This window comes from Bacillus sp. N447-1, from assembly GCF_022701035.1.
GTDB classification, from domain to species: domain Bacteria; phylum Bacillota; class Bacilli; order Bacillales; family Bacillaceae_G; genus Bacillus_A; species Bacillus_A cereus.
The window spans coordinates 2,390,382-2,409,433 of the sequence record NZ_CP065509.1 but is presented as its reverse complement, the minus strand read 5'-3'; the positions used below and the strand labels follow the sequence as shown (position 1 = coordinate 2,409,433).

Genomic DNA, 19,052 nt, shown 5'->3' with positions numbered 1-19,052 from the left:
AGAAAAATGTGGATCGAGGAATTTTTAAAGAAGTTCCATTACCGTGTGCATTTTTGGATGAAGTGGCTTTAGATAGAAATATTCAATCGATTATAGAGTTAAGTGGAAATAAGAAGATTCGTATAGCGAGTAAATCGTTACGTTCTGTTCCGATTATGCAAAAGATTTTAGCTGCAAATGATCGATTTCAAGGTATTATGTGCTTTTCACCTAGAGAGGTTTTATTTTTAATAGAACAAGGATTTAATGATTTATTGCTCGGATATCCTGCTTATGATGAAAGAGCTTTGTGTGAAATTAGTTTGCTAACAAAGAAAGGTTTCATTATAACTTGTATGGTGGATTGTGAAGAGCATATTGTGTATTTAGAAAAAATTGCTGAGAAATCTAAAGGATGTTTTCGTGTTTGTTTGGATATTGATATGAGTAGTCGTTTCTTTCAATTTCATTTTGGTGTACAAAGATCCCCAGTAAAAAATGTGCAGGATGCGTTGAAAGTAGTAGAAAAGGTGAGAAGGTCATCATATTTAATGTTAGATGGTGTGATGGGTTATGAAGCTCAAATTGCTGGGGTGGGAGACCATATACCGAATCAATGGCTGAAAAGTAAAGTGATTTCGTATTTAAAGCAGAAATCAGTGCTAGAAGTGAGAGAAAGAAGAGAACATATTGTAAAAGCAATACAAAAACTTGGTATTGAGCTAAGGTTTGTAAATGGAGGCGGAACAGGAAGCATAAAAACAACTGAGAAAGATAATTCAGTTTCAGAGATTACAATAGGTTCTGCTTTTTATTCTCCGAAGCTGTTTGATTATTATAAAGAGGTGAAATTTCATCCAGCGGTCGGATTTGCTTTACCAGTTGTGCGTAAACCAGTCCCGTTTATTTACACTTGCCTAGGTGGTGGATATATTGCTTCAGGAGCAGTTGGAAAAGATAAAGAGCCTGAAGTTTGGAGACCGAAGGGTGCAAAACTATTAGCTTTAGAAGGTGCTGGCGAGGTACAAACGCCAATTTTTTATAGCGGCGAGGAACGAGTGGATATAGGAGAGTCCATTTTGTTTCGTCATAGTAAGGCTGGTGAATTATGTGAACGCTTTCCTTTTTTGTATCGTGTTAAAAAAGGAGAGATTGTTGGGGAGTATTCAACATATCGGGGGGATGGCCAATGCTTTCTATAAAGGGACAAAAGTGGAGGAATTGGACAGGGAATGTAGAAGGAACGCCGCATTATACGATGTATCCAGAAAGTATACAAGATGTAGTAGAAGTAGTGGGGCTTGCACGAAAAAAGGGGCGGAAAATTCGTGTTGTTGGTTCAGGACACTCGTTTACACCCCTTGTGCAAACCGAAGAAGTTTTAGTTTCTTTAGATGAATTGAAGGGCATTGTGAATATTGATGAAGAGAAGATGGTCGCTGAAGTGTGGGCAGGAACAAAGTTATATGATTTAGGGAAGTTACTTGAGGAAAAAGGCTATGCGCAAGAAAATTTAGGGGATATTGATTCACAATCTATTGCAGGAGCGATTAGTACGGGGACTCATGGAACGGGTATTACCTTTGGGAGTTTATCAACACAAGTTATAGAGATTACGGCAGTTTTATCTAATGGTGAGAGTATAGTTTGTTCGGAAACTGAGAACGTAGAATATTGGAGAGCGTTTCAGTTGTCACTTGGAATGTTAGGTATCATTGTAAAGATAAAATTAAAGGTTATTCCAGCGTATTCACTCGTTTATGAAAGTGAAAAACAGTCATTATCCACTGTAATGAACAAACTAGAAGAATATAAGAAGCATCGTCATTTTGAATTTTTCGTTTTTCCTTATTCTGATGAAGTACAAGTAAAACTTACGAACGAAACAACGAATACAGGCAGTGATTTGAAATGGCATAAATTAAAGGTGGAGTTACTTGAAAATAGGATGTTCTCTTTACTATCTAAAGGGTGTAAATGGTTTCCTTCTATAAGTAAAGGAGTGAGTCGATTATCAGCTAAAGCTGTACCAAACACAAAAATAATTGGCCCGAGCTATGAAGTATTTGCTACATCACGTACGGTACCATTTTATGAAATGGAGTATAGCATTCCTTCAAAGTATATGAGGACGGTTGTAGAAGAAATCTCAAATCTTATTGAAAAGAAAAAGTATAAGGTGCACTTCCCGATCGAATGCCGCTATGTGAAAGGTGATGATATATGGCTTAGTCCAGCCTATGGAAGAGATTCAGCGTATATCGCTGTTCATATGTATAAAGGTATGAAATATGCTGCTTACTTTGGCGAAGTGGAAAAAATTTTTCTGAAGTATGAAGGGCGTCCGCATTGGGGGAAAATGCATACATTATCGTATGAGCAATTACAAGATATATATCCAGAGTTTCATTCGTTTTTACAGGCGAGGGAGTCTCTAGATGAACTTGGAATGTTTTTTAATCCTTATGCAGAAAAGTTATTTATCCCGCTATTTGCCGGGCAGTAAGACCCCCACTGATTAAATTTTCACATTATGTATATAAAAAAGCTGACAAATAATTATTTGTCAGCTTTTTTTAGTGTAATTGCATTTCTTGTATGACTAATATGTTCATAAAATAGTAGTTTATCACGGCTAAATACATGCAGTAAAACATGAATAATGAATAGGCCGTTAATGATAAATAGGAATAACAATGTAACGAGTAATACTAAAGGTTCTGTATGATTTAACATAAAGCTACTAGAAAGAATATAATTGATTCCGCCTAACGCAAAATAAAATATACCGTAGCGAATAAATAGTTCTTTTAATGTAATACGATCTGATTTTCCTTTCAGATGAATGCGAAGCAATGCTTTCCCAATTGTTTTTCCATTTGTAAAGTATGGAATAAGAATAAAATAAATAAGGATTGAACACGTAATGAAAATGAGTTCATACATATTCGTGTAAGATTGCATATTAGAAACGAAGAAAGAATTTCCTTTGTTTTTAACGACAGGTACAACGATAGATAAGAAAATCCAATCAATTTGCATCGCGATAAGGCGACGAATGAATCCGACTGGTTTCGTTTCCAAATCAATATGACTATCTAACTCGTTTGTCTTCGGAAGGAAGTACGTAAATATTGGTGCAATGATAAAACCAATTACGCCACCTAATGTATTTAAAAACAAATCATCGATATCAAATAATCGGTATGCACAATTGTATATACCGTATAATCCAGTCACTTGTGTTAGCTCGAAAAATAGTGAAAGGAAAAAGGAAATGCAAATTGTTTGTAAGAAACTACGTCGGAAATAATAACGTAAGTAAATACCGAATGGAACAGTTAATAGAACATTAAATGCAACTTGTAAAAACGCAGACTCTTTTAATAAGTAGAAATAAGTAGCTGGTTTCGTTAAAACTGCCGATGTATGACTACTAATCTCTTGTATGAAATAAAATGGTGAGAGTTGCATGTGTTGTGTATTAGCTGGTTGTAGGCTACAAGTATCAAACGTTTGTGGTAACGGCAAAATAACAAGAAAATAGGCATTTAATAAGTAAAGTAATAATGAGTATAAAATAAATGAGCGCCATTTATTTAAATAACCGTATTTTCGATAATTAAATATTAAAAAAGGGATTAAAAGAAACATTGCTAAAAAGGGGAATAAAATAAATGCTGTTTTTACTGGAAATAAATATGCAGTCAAAGTAAAACTCCTTTCAATGAAAATTCGTTTATCATTATAGCGCTAAAAATATTTAAATACAAAGTTAAAATCTTTCGAAATAGAAATAATTACTAATTTTATAGGAATTAAGTTATAATAAATTTAATATGAGGATATTATGATTATGTAAGTTGAGAGAGGGTACAAGAGATGCGATATGAACTTTTTTCTGTAAGTGGGGATCATATTACGACTTTTGAAAGTGCATGGCGTTTTCAGGAGGGAGAACAGATTTTTGTTCATGATGATCAAACAAAAAGAAACTTTATTATTATTCGTCTGACGCATGATGTATTTCAACAAAATAAACATGTTATTCGTTTGTATTGTCAAGAGAAGAAAGTGTATGCATAAGAGAAGCCCTCTTACAGTATGAAAAGTAAGAGGGCTCTTTATCCCGCTATTTGTGGGAAGCACAATTGGTGAGGATTAAAGTTTCACTTTATCATTTTGCCCCTCGTAAGGAATAAAAAGAGAAGGGTTAATGCACATAGGTAGCATTTGATTTGGAAGAAAGTATATAGCCTTGTATTTTGTGCTTCAAAGTTACATGGCCTTCTCTTTGAGAAAGCCATGTATGGTAATCTTGTTGTGTTTTCCATAACAGACGAATCATATATTCTGCCTTATCATTTGTACGATGAACATGTGAAAACTCTATGTTAATACAACCGTTCGTTCCAGGGGAAGGATAATATTGTTTAAGCCCATAAAGTAGCTCATTTTCATATTCGTACTTAATGTGAATGAGTTTAGTAACTATAAACATATAAACACCTCTTTTACGATAATAGTAGGAAAGATAGAATTACTGTAATAGTAAACTTAAATAATATTATACTATTCAGAAAATTCTAAGTAAATAATAGATTTTAACTTAATAGAGGTATAAAAAGCGAGTCATTCTATTACACTAGATGACTCGCTTTCAATTTGTAAGTTTTACTTTATAAGAAAATAAGAGTAAGTACACCTACGATAATACAATAGAAAGAGAAATATTTTAAATTTCCTTTTGCCATAATGTTCATAAACCATTTTAGTGAAATATACGTCATGATAAATGTTGCGATGAATGCAACGACATATGGTACGAATAATGTGTCTAGATTTGGATCATTTGCAATGTCTGTAATGCTTAACAATAAGCCACCTAAGCTAACAGGAATGTATAGTAAGAATGAGAAGCGAAGTGCTGTTTCTTGCTTCATACCAAGTAACATTGCTGCTACGATTGTGGCACCAGATCGGCTTATTCCGGGAATCAGTGCGCAAGCTTGTGCTAATCCGACGATGATTGCATCTTTCATAGAAAGGTCGCCATCATTTTTACGACCGCGTAAATTTCTAATAATCCAAAGGCCGACAGCAGTAATAAGAAGGGAAATCCCAACCATCTTCACACCTTTTAAGTACTGATCGATGTAATCTTTAAATAAAACACCAATAACACCTGCTGGAATGGTTGCAATAACAAGATAAATAATAAAGAAGAAATCTGATTTTGCGTCTTCTGCTCTTGTAAATATATAAGAGAGACCATTCTTCGTTAGACGAATTAAATCATTTCTATAAATAAGTAATACAGCTAATAATGAAGCTGAATTAACAAGTAGTTCGAAGCTAAACCCTTCTATTTTTAGTCCTAGCAAATGTTGTGCTAAAACGAGATGACCACTTGAAGAAATCGGAATTGGTTCTGTTAGTCCTTGGAACAGACCGAGAATTAAATATTTTAAAACGTAGTAAAATTGTTCCATAATAACCTCCTTGTTTATTAGTTGAAAGAAACAACTTTTCCATTATAACAAAGATATGGATGAATATTGAAAAGAAATAAATATTCAAAATAAAATAAAAATCCCTTATAGCAGTATAAGGGATTTTTATTTTTAATTAAGAAGTTACTGTTTCTTGAAGACTTTTAGACAATTGAACATCGACTTTTTCAGCATCATGAATATGATTCATAATAGTAGTATTTAATTTTTGGAACATTTGTTGTGTGTTAGCGAATTCTCGTAATATGTCATCATTACAAGACTTTTGGTTTTCGATAGCCTTAATAACATTTGTAGCACCATTTTGTAACGTTTGAATCATAACTAAAATATTTTCAATTCTAGCATTTGTATCGGCACTCATTTCTACACCTTCATCAACTAAATGTAAATTATCTTTTGTGTTATCATATGCTTTTTCAATTTCTTCTTGAATTTTTTTCGTTAAGTTGCCGATGTTTTTTGTACTTTCTGCTGTACTTTCCGCTAGTTTTCTTACTTCATTGGCAACGACAGCGAATCCCTTACCATGCTCTCCAGCACGCGCGGCTTCAATACTCGCATTTAAAGCAAGTAAATTTGTTTGTGCTGCAATGTTTTGAATGACTTCTACAATTTGCTCGATTTCTTTTGAGCGTTCGCTTAGATGATTCATACTATTAGACGTGCGTTGAGATTGTTCACCTAATTTATTAATTACAATAAGTAAGCGGTGAACGGATTCTTTTCCTTCATTAGAGCAGTCAATAATTTCTGCAATAGACTGAATTAAGCTTTGTTCCTTTTGTAACATTTCATTATTTAACTCATTGGAATGTGTCGTACGTGTTGAAACATTTTCGAAACATGAACTTAATTGTTGAACTAAGCTTTGAAGTGTATTGTGTTGGTTATTTACAAGTTGATGCTCTTGGACAACGCTTTGTACACGATCGTGGATAGTAGAAATAGTCTCTTGTTTTTCAATATCTTTTTGTTTTAATTCTAATTCTAATTCTTGTATACGCTCTTCTAATTGAGAAATTGTATGTTGGAGTGATTTTTTTTGAGTAAACATGTATTTATTTCAACCGCCTTCGAAAGTTATATTTTCTCTATATTTGGATTTTAGCATTTTTTGTATTTTTTAAATATAGGAATTGTTAAATATTTAAGAATCTATTACATTTTATTCATAATTCTCTTTTTTTCGTCACGAAAAATAAACTGTATTTAATCGTTTTGTAAACAAACTGTAAAATAAATCATGTATAACTGTATAAGAAGGGAGTCGGATTATGAACTATTTTAAGCGAATCAGCTGTCTAGTATTAGCAGGAATTATCGGTCTTTCTAGTACAGTCGCTGTTAAAGCAGAGTCAAACGACGAGAAACTTAACAACATGCAACAGCAATTGCAACAAAACGATGCAGAAATGCAAAAGAAAGAGCAAGAGAAGCAAGCTGTTAGTAAAGAAATTAAAGGTATCGAAAACGAACTACATAATTTAAATAATACAATTGCAAAAAATAAAGAGGATCAAGCTGCTATTCAACGTAAAATCGATGAAACACATAAGCAGATTGAACAAAAAAAGGAAGAAATTGTCGTTTTAGAGGATAAAGTCCTTGCTCGTAAAGATATTATGAGAAAACGTATGGTTTCTGTTCAAAACAGCTCAAATACAAGTTTAGTAGTAGAAGTTGTAGTAGAGTCAAAAAACTTTGCAGACTTCTTACAACGTATGAACGCAGTTTCTACTATTCTAGAAGCTGATAAAGAAATTTTACGTCTACAAGAACAAGATCTTCGTCAAATTGAAGAAGATAAGAAAACAATTGACGAAAAAGAAGCATCTTTAGTAGTAGACAAACAAAAATTAGCAAAAGCGCAAGCTGAACTGCAAGATAACTTGAAAAAACGTCAAGATAACTTACAAACAGTTCAAGCTAAATATAATGAGGTTGCAAGTCAACTTAATTTAGCAGCGGAAGAAAAAGCTAAAATTGAATCAAATATGAAGGCAGTACAAGAAACAATTGCTCGTGAACAAGAAGCAGCAAGAATTGCGGCGGAAGAGCGTGCAAAAGCAGAAGCGGCTGCAAAAGCAGAGCAAGAAGCTTTAGCGAAAGCACAAGCGGAAATTGCTGAAAAGCAAAAGCAAGAAAAAGCTAATAAACCAGCTGAACCAGTTGCTAATAATAATTCGAAGGTAGAACCTGCAAAACCTGCACAACCTGAACCACCTTCTAAGCCAACTGCTGGTGGGAAAGAACTTTATGTACATGCAACAGCTTATACAGCAGATCCAGGTGAAAATGGCTATGCACCAGGTCAACAAGTATATTCTGCATGGGGAGGCTATAATCTAACTGCAAACCCAGGAATGAAGTTGATTGCGGTGGACCCATCTGTTATCCCATTAGGTTCTCGTGTATATGTTGAAGGATACGGAGAAGCAATTGCAGCAGATACTGGTGGCGCGATTAAAGGTCACAAAATTGATGTTTTAATGCCAGATAAAGCTTCGTCTAGTAAGTGGGGCAGAAAAAATGTTAAGCTTACAATTTTAAACTAAAACGTAATCCAACTTTACAATACGTAAAGTTGGATTTTTTTGTAAGAATAATGTTAAGTTGAGTTTACATTTTGTTAAGGATAGCATACAATGATGGTGAGAGGTGGTAAATTTGACCATTTTAAACAGAGTAAAAGAATTAAGAGCTCGTTTTAACTTTACACAAAGCGTATTAGCAGAAAAGGTTGGAGTAACGAGACAAACAATTGCAGCAATTGAAAAAGGGGATTACGTTCCTTCGTTGTTATTAGCACTTACGATTTGTGATGTGTTTCAGTTAAAGATGGAAGATGTGTTTGTTTTAAATAAGGAGGGGGAAGAGGATGAATAGAATTGTTTTTTCTTATATTATAAACGTGCTTTATACTGCTTTAGCATGCTGGACACTTGTTGAATTTTATAGTGTCATTACAGAGTTAGCAGATATAATTAAAAACGAGAAATTCCCGTTTGAAGTAGCGGTTAATGGAGTACCATTCATTTTATTATTTATTGGAGCAATTATAGTTACAATTTTTTATAGAATTCAAAAGAAAAAATATAAGAATTTATCTTTTTGGATGTATCCATTATTATTTCCACTAGAAGATGAACGTGAAAAAGCGATTACGGATAAAGCTTGCCGAACAACATTTGTATCGTTATGGTTTGTGTTACCTTGTGCAGTTGGATTTTTAACTTTTTCGCCTATTATTAATGAATATCTTCCTGGATACCCATTATATATTCTATTTTCGATTTTCTTTATTCAAATGACAGTATTTCACGTATCACTATACAGAAATAAATTAGCTTAAAAAGAAACCTTCTTGCACCGGCAAGAAGGTTTCTTTTTAGCTAATACTTGTACATATGGCGATATTATTTTATCATTTTATATAGAGTAAGATTTTGTAAGGGAAAGGAATTGTATATGAATAAGCAAAGAATTTATAGTATAGTAGCAATCCTTCTATTTGTTGTAGGTGGCGTGTTAATTGGAAAGCCATTTTATGATGGATATCAGGCTGAAAAGAAACAGACTGAAAATGTGCAGGCTGTTCAAAAGATGGATTATGAAAAGCATGAGACGGAATTTGTAGATGCTTCCAAAATTAATCAACCAGACTTGGCGGAAGTAGCGAATGCATCATTAGATAAGAAACAAGTAATTGGTCGTATTTCGATTCCAAGTGTTTCAGTAGAACTGCCTGTTTTGAAAGCTTCTACTGAAAAAAACTTATTATCAGGTGCAGCGACAGTAAAAGAGAATCAAGTTATGGGAAAAGGGAATTACGCACTAGCAGGACATAACATGTCTAAAAAAGGTGTTTTATTTAGTGATATAGCTTCTTTGAAAAAAGGCGATAAAATTTATTTGTATGACAATGAAAATGAATATGAGTATGCGGTTACTGGTGTATCTGAAGTAACTCCTGATAAGTGGGAAGTTGTAGAGGATCATGGGAAAGATGAGATAACACTTATTACATGTGTATCTGTAAAGGATAATTCTAAGCGTTATGTTGTTGCTGGTGATTTAGTAGGAACGAAGGCGAAGAAGTAAAAAAAGAAGGTGAACTCTTTAAAGAGTTCACCTTCTTTTTTACTAATGTTGAGAAATTATAGAATATTTTGGTTGGTATTTAAGTATTCTTCTATTTATGTATAATAAAGTTAGAATTCTATATTTTGGGAGGAACAAGAGTGAGACAACAGGTGAAGAAACTTCTTTTAACAACGAGTATAGCGTTATTGGTAGCTCCAATTTCAGCTTATGCGCATCCAGGGCGTACAGATGCTAATGGCGGACATACGTGTCGTACAAATTGTGAGAAATGGGGATTACAGTACGGGGAATATCATTATCACAATAAACCAGCTTCTAGTAGTGGTGCAACGAGCCCAGCTCCTAGCCAGAATAATAATAGTGCTGTAGAAGCTGAGAGACAAGCGCGCAATACTGAGGCTGAAAAACAACGTAATGCAGAAGCACAGCGTAAAGCTGAAGAAGAGAGACAACGTGTAGCCGAGGAACAAAGAAAAGCTGAAGAGGCACGTAAACAAGAGGAAGCGCAGCGCCAAGCTGATATGGAAAAAGGTCAACTTGAAGGTCAAAAGAATGGAGAAACTGATTTTAAAGCAGGAAAAAATGATGCAGAAGTGCATGTAGCTGGAAAATCTGATGCATATAAACAAGCGTTTAAAGCGACTTATGCAGCCGTATGGTCTTTAGAAGAGCAGAAGAAAACGCATTTTGAAAAAGGAAAAGAACAAGGTTTAGCACAAGAGACGATGGACGATAGTCAAGTTGCTCCAGAGTTTAAGGTAAACTTTGCAGACGGATTCAAAGTAGGGAATAAAGAAAGAACAGAAAAAATTGAAAAAGAGCAAGCTGAGTTAGGGGAAAAGACAGGGAAAGAACTAGCTGAAAAGAATCCTGGAAATAGAGAGAAAGAAGTATACGTGAAGGCATATGAAACAGCGTATGAAAAAGGCTATAAGTCTACAAAAAAGGTAGTAGAAAAGGCTGGCTATAAGTATGCATTTGAAAACTATGATTTAAAAGTTCCTGCTAAGTATGAAAGAAATGAATTGTTAAAGAAATGGTTTACTGAAGGATTTAAATCGAATAAAAAAGCAGCGGAAATTCGAGAAGAAGGGTATAAAAAGGGAGACAGCTGGTTCTCATTCTTCTATAAGAGTTTCGTACCAAGTGAATATAAAGAACATAAAGAGCTGTACGAACAAGCAATTGAAAAAGGTAAAACAGCATAAAAAAAGATGAGGAGAAATTCCTCATCTTTTTTAATCCATCCATTTCACTAATTTCTTAGAAATTAATAATAAAACACAACCTAGTACAATTGCCACAGCGCCAATAACTGTGAATACTTCAGCGTATCCAAGTGAAGTTGTGAAGCTTGCAAGTTGTCCGCCTAAAATGTTGGCGATACCTGAACTTGCTAGCCATACACCCATTAGTAAAGATGCTAATTTTACCGGAGCAAGCGCACTAACCATTGATAGTCCGACAGGTGATAAGAATAGCTCACCTAACGTATGGAAAAGATACGTAAAGACGATAAACAGTAAGTTTGCTTTTTCTGTAATGTTATGTTCATCACTACCTGTTTTTAATGTAGCGATAACGAGAATGATATAACCAATACCGAGCAAAATCATACCAAGTCCCATTTTAGTTGGGATTTTTAAATCACCCTGCTTGCGAGTTGCAAGTTTTGCCCATAATGCAGAAATGACTGGAGCAAGTAAAATAATAAATAATGGATTGACCGATTGGAACCAAGATGTTGGAACTTCCCATCCGAACACAGAGCGGTCTACAAATTTGTTTGTATATAATGTTAATGAGCTACCAGCTTGTTCAAAGCCAGCCCAGAAGAAGACAACGAAGCATGTTAAAATGACGATAACTGCGGTACGTTGTTTTTCTTTTTTTGTTAATGGTGTATCTCCTACTGATGGTTGTCCAGCAGCTGTTTGTAAATCGCGAGTTGGTTTTTTACCGATATTACCAAGGAAGCGATTTGATAGTGTTGTAAATAAAATTTGTCCAATGATCATTCCGATTGAAGCGGCTAAGAAACCGTAACGGAATCCGTAATGTACAACGCCATCAACTGTTGTTTTGAATAAATTTTCTGATAAAAATCCGCAAACGAGTGGAGCTAAAAATGAACCGACGTTAATACCCATATAGAAAATGGTAAATGCACTATCACGTTTTGGATCGTTCTCTTCGTATAATTCTCCAACCAGTGTAGAGATGTTCGGTTTGAAGAATCCGTTACCGATAATAATAAGCGCTAATCCGAGGTATAGGCCTAATTGGTTTTGCAAGGCAAATAGTGTAAGGTTACCGATTGCCATTGTTATACCACCAATTGTGATTGCTTTTCGTCTACCTAGAAAACGGTCTGTTAAGTATCCACCAATCATTGGTGTGAAATAACAGGCTCCAGTATAAAATCCGTAAATAGAGAGTGCCCATGCGGGACTAAACCCAAGACCACCGCTTACTAAAGCTGTCGTTAAATATAATGTTAATAATCCTCGTAATCCATAGTAACTAAATCTTTCCCACATTTCTGTAAAGAAGAGTAAGTATAAACCTGGAGGATGTTTCTTTTTTCTTTGTTGTTCTCTTTCTAGTTGTATCGCTGATTCCATGTTATTTTCCTCCTGACACAAACAAAAACAAAGTTAATAATTTTGTACATTTAATATTTTACTTTATTAACTATTATAAGTCAATAAAGGTTGATTTTTCAGAAGAAATTGGAAAAGAGGAATAGCTATAGAAGGGGTGTTTCTTTTGTGATAGACTATGGACTATGTTTTCTTTGTAAGGAAGCGGGTTATTGTACTTTTTTATATGTGAAATTGATTTCATAAAAGATGAAATTAAAGAAGGAGAAAGAAATGAAATTGTTACAGAAAAAAGAAATTTTACTTATTAGCCTTATGTTATTCTCGATGTTCTTTGGAGCAGGGAATCTGATATTTCCACCTTTCCTTGGGTATGAAGCAGGAGAACATGTTTGGATTTCATTAGTAGGGTTTATTATATCAGCAACAGGTCTTCCTATATTAGGTGTTATCTCTATTGCAAAAGCAGGAAGTTTTCAAACGTTAGCGGGTAGGGTTCATTCTTCATTTGCAATTATTTTTCCATGTATCGTGTATGTATTTATTGGACCTGGGCTTGGTATACCCCGTGCGGGAAGTTTAGCTTTTGAAATGGGGCCAGGTCAGTTATTCCCTGAAGCAGGAAACGGATTATTATTGTTTTACACAGTTATTTTCTTTAGTATTGTTTACTGGTTAAGTTTATCCCCATCTAAATTAATGGGGTTGTTTGGAAAAGTCTTGACGCCGTTATTATTATGTATGATTGCACTCATTTTTATAAAGAGTATGTTTACAACAGTAGGAGATATGAAAGAACCAATAGGGAACTATGGCCAAGCTCCTATGTTTCAAGGGTTTTTAGATGGATATTTAACAATGGATGCGTTAGCTGCTTTAATCTTTGGAATTGTTATTGCAAATGCATTACGTGCAAAGGGTATTGAAGATGATAAAGGTTTAGCGAGATATATGAGTATTGCTGGAATTGGGGCAGGACTATTATTATCTATTATTTATGTCATCCTTGGATATGTGGGGGCAATTAGTGGCTCATTAGGAACATTTGATAACGGTGCGAAAGTGTTAGCACAAGTTATGATTACATTATTTGGACAGGGCGGAGTCGTTTTATTAGGTCTTATTTTTACTATCGCGTGTTTATGTGTTTCAATTGGACTTGTTACGTCTTGTAGTCAATTTTTTGCGAGTGCATTTCCGAAAGTATCTTATAAATTGTGGGCATTTATAGTAAGCGTTGTTAGTATGATTTTAGCTAATTTAGGGTTAACGCAAATTTTAAAAGTATCAGTACCAATTCTTGGATTTATTTATCCAATTGCGTTAACGCTTATTATTCTAGGGTTATTCCATCAGTATATTGGAAAGTATGCATACGTATATGCAGTAACTGTTTTGGTTGTAGCGATATTTAGTGCAATTGACATTTTAAATAAAAATGTAATGATGAATCAGTGGACGTCAGCATTAAAATACATCCCGTTTTATACAGAAGGTGTTGGGTGGATTGTTCCAGCTATTGTAGGCATGTGTCTTGGTTTTATCGTTAGCATTTTTCTAAATAAGAATAAATGAGTAAAAAGGTGTTTTCCTATTTTGGGAAGACACCTTTCTTTTTTTTGGAAAAATACTATTGAAAATGAATAGACTAAGAGTATGATAAAGATAATTGGTAATATATAGGTTCAATGAGAGTTACGAATAAGGGGGGAGCGTATGAAGAAGGATTTGGATAAGAAAATAGAAGCACTCGAAACGGCAATTGAAACAATTCAAGAAGCACTTGCTGAATTAAAAGTAAAGCAGAGGGAAATAGAAGTAGAAAACGCTCAGCAACATGTTAGTAAGAACAAGAAAGAATATATTGAAACGGTAATGGAGGAAAAGCCAAAAGAAGAAATAGTTAAGATAAAAGAGCCTTTGCAAGAACCTGAGTTAAAACAAGTAGATATATCGGCTTTTAAACCAGAGCCATTTAATATTATTAAGTTTTGTCAGACGTGGTTACCGCGTGTATTTGTCGGTATTATGTTGCTTGGAGTGATCTGGTTATTTAAAGCAGGGGTAGATGCTGGTTTATTAACACCAGCGATACGAATTGTGTTTGGTATCGCATTATCTATCGGGTTGTATTATATAGGAGATATTCAAATTAAAAGAGAGCGGCAAGCGTTAGGATTAGTATTAGCTGGAGGAAGTATTACCGGGATTGTTCTAACGACGTTTGCAGCACATTATTTATATGGATTTATTCCGGCAAGTGTCGCGTTTCTCTGTAATATTGCATGGGTTATTTTAGGGATTTATTTAGCGAAAAGATATCAATCGGAATATCTCACTATTTTCGTAGCGGTCGGTGCGTTCTTCGTACCATTCTTGTTAAATAGTACGACTCCTAATCCTTATATTTTCTTTGGATATGAGACAGTATTAACACTTAGTTTATTATGGTATGCGTTGAAAAATCGTTATAAATACTTATATATGATTTCTTACGCTGTTGCTGCCATTGTCCTTTTCGTTTTCTTTGCTGTTATGTCAATGTTAGTAGAGAACTTGCAAATACAGTTAACGATTGTATATGGTTTGATTCATTTACTATTATTTTGGCATATGTTTACGGAGAGAAGTTTTATACTAGAACCACGTTTGGCGATATTTAGTGCGAATGCAGTGTTCTTTATACTAGCTATTTCAAAAATACCTGATTTTACAACATGGGGATTAATTATTAGTGCACTCGTGCATGCCGCTATGTTCGTATGTGAATATAGGAAAAATAGACATTCTACATTTACAAATCTCTTATTTGGTTTCGCAATGGGAGCATTTAGTTTAGCAATTTTATATGAGTATAGTTTAGTGAATGCAGCGATTGTACTATTGTTACAAGGTTTCCTCGGCATGGTCACTTCTATTAAAGTAAAACAACAGATAAAATTGTATGTTAGTGCGACGGTTTACGCAATTGGAATGATACAGACTATTTTTAGCCCGTTTGATCAATTTATTTCGGCAGGCTTTGTTGCTCATCTTATTTTAATAGGAACGTTCTATTATTGCATGAGAGAAGCGAAAGAAGTATTAGCGAGCTTCGGCAAATATATGTATTCTATAGTGCTCTATTGGTTTATGATAATTGTATTTATTACAATTACGAGAATCGGTGAAGTTTTATCTGCAGATGGAAGCGTAATTAGTGTATCAGTATCGTTATTATGGATGGTATATGCATTATTTGCGGTTTGGTTTGGAAGAAATAGAAATATGGATGAAATATTATATGCTGGTTTAGTCGTTTTAGTCGTAACGGTAGGGAAGTTATTCTTACTTGACTTACCAGAGGTATCGATGATGATTAGGGCAGTGTTATTCCTAATCGTCGGTAGTATAGGTATCGTTATTTCAAGAATGTTTTTCTCGAAGGAAGAGAAGTGAGAAGAAGGCAATCCATGTATGGATTGCCTTTTTTATTATTTCTTATTAATCGTTACAGTTTCATTATATTTCGTTGTTGTATTTTGGCGTAGACGAAGCGTTGCTTGTCCAGTTGTATTTGAATCAATCTGTACATTTACAACTTTCTCAGCAGAGCCTAAGCTGTTTGTTGTGAAAGAAAATGCACTACTATATCCGAAAGTAGATGGCCAAGTGCCGTTTGCATTTTGTACTTTAGCCACTTGTGTTCCACCAGTAGTGAAGATACCTAAAGAATAGTTGTTATACGTTGTATTAGGTAGTAAGTTATTTACTTGAATCTTCATTTGGAAAATTTCATTGTTTGGTAGAATGCTAGGGTGTGTAACGACGTAGTCGCTTGTTGTTACCGCACCGTTATAACCGTATGAACCTGGTTTAAAAGTATTTGTATTAAACCATTGATAACCTGCATTTGGTGCACTCCAAGGTTCAGGTTGTGGTTCTGTTGATAAGCTTGGCTGTTCAAATGTTTGTAGAGCTGTAGGTGAATCAAGTTGTAAACCATTTACTTGATCTAAACTTGTAAATGTCTCTTTATTTGATAACCAATTTACGATGTTTTCTAATAAAATCGCATCGTTTTCTTCTTTATAACCATCGTAAGTTTTCTTTGTTTGGCCAGAATCTTCACGAACGTATTTTGGCGTAGCATCTTCAACAGGAGAAGAGTCACCAATAAAGGCAGCTTTTCCAAGTCCTACTTTTGCGATAGCAGCATATGGGCCTTCTGCAATACCACCGCCATTATAAACGCCACTATCAACAGCGTTATTCCATTTTGATGGATTTTCTGGAAGGTAAACAAGTCCTTTTGCTAGTTTTGGGTTTGTAATTGCTAGAGTAGAACCAGCATGCATTGCTACAGACGAAACACCTTTTGTAATTCCGAAAGATTGTTCAGGCGATACAATTGTTTTCGCTGAAACATCACCAAGTGCATTGTAGCGGAAGCGAATACCGAAGTTGTCAGAGAGCCAATCAGAGCTTTCTACTCCTTGCATAGCTTGTGAATTAGCTTCTTCATTAGACATTCCTTTTGCTGGATTATCCCAAGCACCGCGTCTATATCCATTAAATACTTCAGAAGAGTCCCAGCGATTTTTATTACGATCTGCATTGTAATGATCAGCAATAAAGAAGATACTACCACCATTTTTTACATATTGTAACATAGCGTCCTGCTCAGATTTTTTGTAAGGAATATTAGCTTCTGGAACGATAAATACATTGTAATCTTTTAAGTCTTCGTACGTAATAGGTGTTGATTTACGAAGTTCCTTTACGTGATATCCGTTTTTTGCAATGCCGTTTCCGAAGTCAGAAAAGCCGCCGTCAATAACCCAGTCAGCTGTCCCAGCAGTTTGACCGTGTGTATTATCGAATAATACTTTCTTCCCATTGTTTTGATTTACAACTTTTGCAGCAATTTCAGGAGCTGGGTCTACAGAGCTTTCGGCATAAGTAGACGATATGAACGAGGTCCCTATACTTAGTGTAATTGCTGTTGCTAAAGAAAATGTAATCCATTTTTTATTCTTCATAGAAGAATCCCCCTAATAATAAATATATGTGCTTTAATAATGTAATTTATTTTTCTGTAAAAATAAAGACGGAAAACATAAAAAATATTAAAAAATTGTAAAAATACCGTGAATTTTGTTGAGAAATATTTATATAGATATAAAAACATCCCTTCCAAGTAATAAGGAAGGGATGTTTTGCTTAACTAATTTTTGAGTTAGGTGTTTCATCAATCTTATGAAACCCTTTCATGTAATATACGATTGCTAAGCCGATAAGCCAAATTGGGCCGACAATCAATGCAATTCGTGTATCTTCTGAATACGCCATTATACCTAATACTAATACAAGGAAAACGAGTGAGAAATATGAGCTTAATGGGTATAAAGGCATTTTATACGATAACTTTTGTTTATTTTGAGTAGGCAAGCTTTTACGGAATTTAATTTGAGCGACTAATATAATTCCCCAAGTCCAAATTGCACCGAAAGTTGAAATGCTAGTAAGCCATGTAAATACCTTTGCAGGTACGAGATAGTTTAATATAACACCAATTAGTAAAACGATAGCAGTTGCTACAATTCCTTGGCTTGGAATGCCATTTTTATTTAAACGACCAAATCTTTCAGGAGCTTTTTTCTGCTGAGCTAATGTATATAGCATACGGCCTGTACTAAATAAACCACCGTTACAAGAAGAAAGAGCTGCTGTTAATACGACAAAGTTAATAATACCTGCTGCTTTTGCGATACCAATTTGTTGGAATGTTAATACGAATGGACTGCCTTTCTCACCAAGTTCGTTCCATGGATAAATTGCCATCATAACGAATAATGCCCCAACGTAAAAGAGTAGAATTCTCCAAAATACGTTATCGATTGCCTTTGCGAGTGTTTTCTTCGGATTTTGAGCCTCACCAGCTGTAACACCGATTAATTCAACGCCTAAATAAGCGAATAGTACCATCTGCATGGAGAGTAGTAACCCAGAAAATCCATTTGGGAACCAGCCACCATGTGACCAAAGATTTGAAATACCAGTAGCGATACCACCGTTTCCGAATCCGAATAAAATAATACCAGCTCCGACTACTATCATACAGATAATTGTGACAATTTTAATGAGAGCAAACCAAAACTCAAGTTCTCCAAATACTTTTACCGATAAGAAGTTAAAAGCGCTCATTAATAATAGAGCAAGTAATGCCCAAGTCCAGCGCGGGATATCTGGGAACCAGTACTGCATGTAAATACCAGCTGCTGTAATTTCAGCCATACAAGTAACAACCCATAAGAACCAGTAATTCCAACCAGTAATATAACCAGCGAGTGGTCCAATATAATCATATGCATATTTACTAAAAGAACCAGCAACAGGTTGTTCAATTGCCATTTCCCCAAGCGCTCGCATAATGAAAAAAATAACGAGACCGGCAATCATATAGCCTAGCAAAATAGAAGGACCTGCTAGTTTAATGGCGGAAGCGGATCCTAAAAATAGCCCAACGCCAATAGCTGAGCCCAGTGACATTAAAGTAATATGTCGTTCTTTTAAACCACGATTTAAAGTTCCAGATTTGTTTGTGTGCTGCATAAGAAGAATCCCCCTTGTAGAGTGAACGATATTTGAATGCGTTTACTAAATATTTAACTATTTCAAATTATAAAACATTTCTATCTGTTATGCTACAAAAATAATCATAATGAACTGTACTACATCTGTACTTGTCAGACTTAAACTTAAAATTCTAACTATTAGGGAATATATTGACTCTTCTTTTTATTGATTGTTAAGATTAAGTATTATATTTTCTCACATACTAGTAAGAAAAAGAATGTGTGATAATAAT

At 34.6% G+C, this 19,052-nt stretch carries 17 protein-coding genes; 10 read left to right on the top strand and 7 right to left on the bottom strand.

From position 1 onward, the window contains the following. Positions 1-8: 8 nt before the first annotated feature. Together IQ781_RS12220 and IQ781_RS12215 are read left to right on the top strand one after the other, a co-directional pair. A complete protein-coding gene (locus IQ781_RS12220) occupies positions 9-1,181 on the top strand; it encodes an amino acid deaminase/aldolase (RefSeq protein ID WP_139847068.1) in 1,173 nt (390 codons plus the stop codon). Then, positions 1,169-2,485, top strand: coding sequence for a D-arabinono-1,4-lactone oxidase (locus tag IQ781_RS12215; RefSeq protein WP_065212084.1), 1,317 nt, complete (start codon positions 1,169-1,171; stop codon positions 2,483-2,485). The genes IQ781_RS12220 and IQ781_RS12215 overlap by 13 nt, the downstream gene beginning before the upstream one ends. 53 nt (positions 2,486-2,538) lie before the next feature. Here the strand turns inward: IQ781_RS12215 and IQ781_RS12210 are convergent, their stop codons facing one another. Beyond that, positions 2,539-3,690: a VanZ family protein gene (locus IQ781_RS12210; protein WP_139847067.1), complete on the bottom strand. Its 1,152-nt coding sequence runs from the start codon at positions 3,688-3,690 to the stop codon at positions 2,539-2,541. Between the two features lie 171 nt (positions 3,691-3,861). Between IQ781_RS12210 and IQ781_RS12205 the strand changes: the two genes are divergently transcribed. Further along, on the top strand, positions 3,862-4,065 hold the full coding sequence (locus IQ781_RS12205) for a hypothetical protein (protein ID WP_001268332.1): 204 nt from the start codon (positions 3,862-3,864) through the stop codon (positions 4,063-4,065). A 127-nt stretch (positions 4,066-4,192) separates the two neighbouring features. Here IQ781_RS12205 and IQ781_RS12200 read toward each other — a convergent pair whose 3' ends face one another. From IQ781_RS12200 to IQ781_RS12190, 3 genes are all read right to left on the bottom strand, one after another. Beyond that, positions 4,193-4,480, bottom strand: coding sequence for a hypothetical protein (locus IQ781_RS12200; protein ID WP_000471238.1), 288 nt, complete (start codon positions 4,478-4,480; stop codon positions 4,193-4,195). A gap of 178 nt (positions 4,481-4,658) precedes the next feature. Beyond that, entirely contained in the window at positions 4,659-5,471 is an 813-nt protein-coding gene (locus tag IQ781_RS12195) for an undecaprenyl-diphosphate phosphatase (protein WP_000434794.1), read from the bottom strand. 136 nt (positions 5,472-5,607) lie between these two features. Further along, positions 5,608-6,285 carry a methyl-accepting chemotaxis protein gene (locus IQ781_RS12190; RefSeq protein ID WP_000939456.1) on the bottom strand — a complete coding sequence of 226 codons (678 nt, stop codon included), beginning with the start codon at positions 6,283-6,285 and terminating at the stop codon, positions 5,608-5,610. A gap of 484 nt (positions 6,286-6,769) precedes the next feature. Between IQ781_RS12190 and IQ781_RS12185 the strand changes: the two genes are divergently transcribed. From IQ781_RS12185 to IQ781_RS12165, 5 genes are all read left to right on the top strand, one after another. Further along, complete coding sequence (locus tag IQ781_RS12185; protein WP_050292883.1) at positions 6,770-8,050, top strand: 3D domain-containing protein; 1,281 nt, start codon at positions 6,770-6,772, stop codon at positions 8,048-8,050. Between the two features lie 112 nt (positions 8,051-8,162). After that, positions 8,163-8,381 carry a helix-turn-helix transcriptional regulator gene (locus IQ781_RS12180; protein ID WP_000154019.1) on the top strand — a complete coding sequence of 73 codons (219 nt, stop codon included), beginning with the start codon at positions 8,163-8,165 and terminating at the stop codon, positions 8,379-8,381. Further along, positions 8,374-8,847 (top strand): DUF2178 domain-containing protein, encoded by a 474-nt coding sequence (locus IQ781_RS12175; protein ID WP_053565231.1) that lies wholly within the window; start codon positions 8,374-8,376, stop codon positions 8,845-8,847. The genes IQ781_RS12180 and IQ781_RS12175 overlap by 8 nt, the downstream gene beginning before the upstream one ends. 116 nt (positions 8,848-8,963) lie before the next feature. Beyond that, on the top strand, positions 8,964-9,596 hold the full coding sequence (locus IQ781_RS12170; protein WP_001041724.1) for a class A sortase: 633 nt from the start codon (positions 8,964-8,966) through the stop codon (positions 9,594-9,596). 140 nt (positions 9,597-9,736) lie between these two features. Continuing rightward, positions 9,737-10,807 carry a YHYH domain-containing protein gene (locus IQ781_RS12165; RefSeq protein WP_050292984.1) on the top strand — a complete coding sequence of 357 codons (1,071 nt, stop codon included), beginning with the start codon at positions 9,737-9,739 and terminating at the stop codon, positions 10,805-10,807. Positions 10,808-10,837: 30 nt separating this feature from the next. Here IQ781_RS12165 and IQ781_RS12160 read toward each other — a convergent pair whose 3' ends face one another. Further along, positions 10,838-12,223, bottom strand: coding sequence for a peptide MFS transporter (locus IQ781_RS12160; protein WP_000443143.1), 1,386 nt, complete (start codon positions 12,221-12,223; stop codon positions 10,838-10,840). 252 nt (positions 12,224-12,475) lie between these two features. Between IQ781_RS12160 and brnQ1 the strand changes: the two genes are divergently transcribed. Next, positions 12,476-13,777, top strand: coding sequence for a branched-chain amino acid transport system II carrier protein BrnQ1 (gene brnQ1 / locus IQ781_RS12155; protein WP_139847066.1), 1,302 nt, complete (start codon positions 12,476-12,478; stop codon positions 13,775-13,777). A gap of 141 nt (positions 13,778-13,918) precedes the next feature. Further along, positions 13,919-15,640 carry a DUF2339 domain-containing protein gene (locus tag IQ781_RS12150; RefSeq protein ID WP_000710918.1) on the top strand — a complete coding sequence of 574 codons (1,722 nt, stop codon included), beginning with the start codon at positions 13,919-13,921 and terminating at the stop codon, positions 15,638-15,640. Positions 15,641-15,675: 35 nt separating this feature from the next. Here IQ781_RS12150 and IQ781_RS12145 read toward each other — a convergent pair whose 3' ends face one another. Both IQ781_RS12145 and IQ781_RS12140 read right to left on the bottom strand, forming a co-directional pair. Next, positions 15,676-17,223, bottom strand: a complete 1,548-nt coding sequence (locus tag IQ781_RS12145) for a hypothetical protein (RefSeq protein ID WP_000791522.1) — start codon at positions 17,221-17,223, stop codon at positions 15,676-15,678. Positions 17,224-17,404: 181 nt separating this feature from the next. After that, positions 17,405-18,796: an amino acid permease gene (locus IQ781_RS12140; RefSeq protein WP_001164897.1), complete on the bottom strand. Its 1,392-nt coding sequence runs from the start codon at positions 18,794-18,796 to the stop codon at positions 17,405-17,407. Positions 18,797-19,052 lie beyond the last annotated feature (256 nt).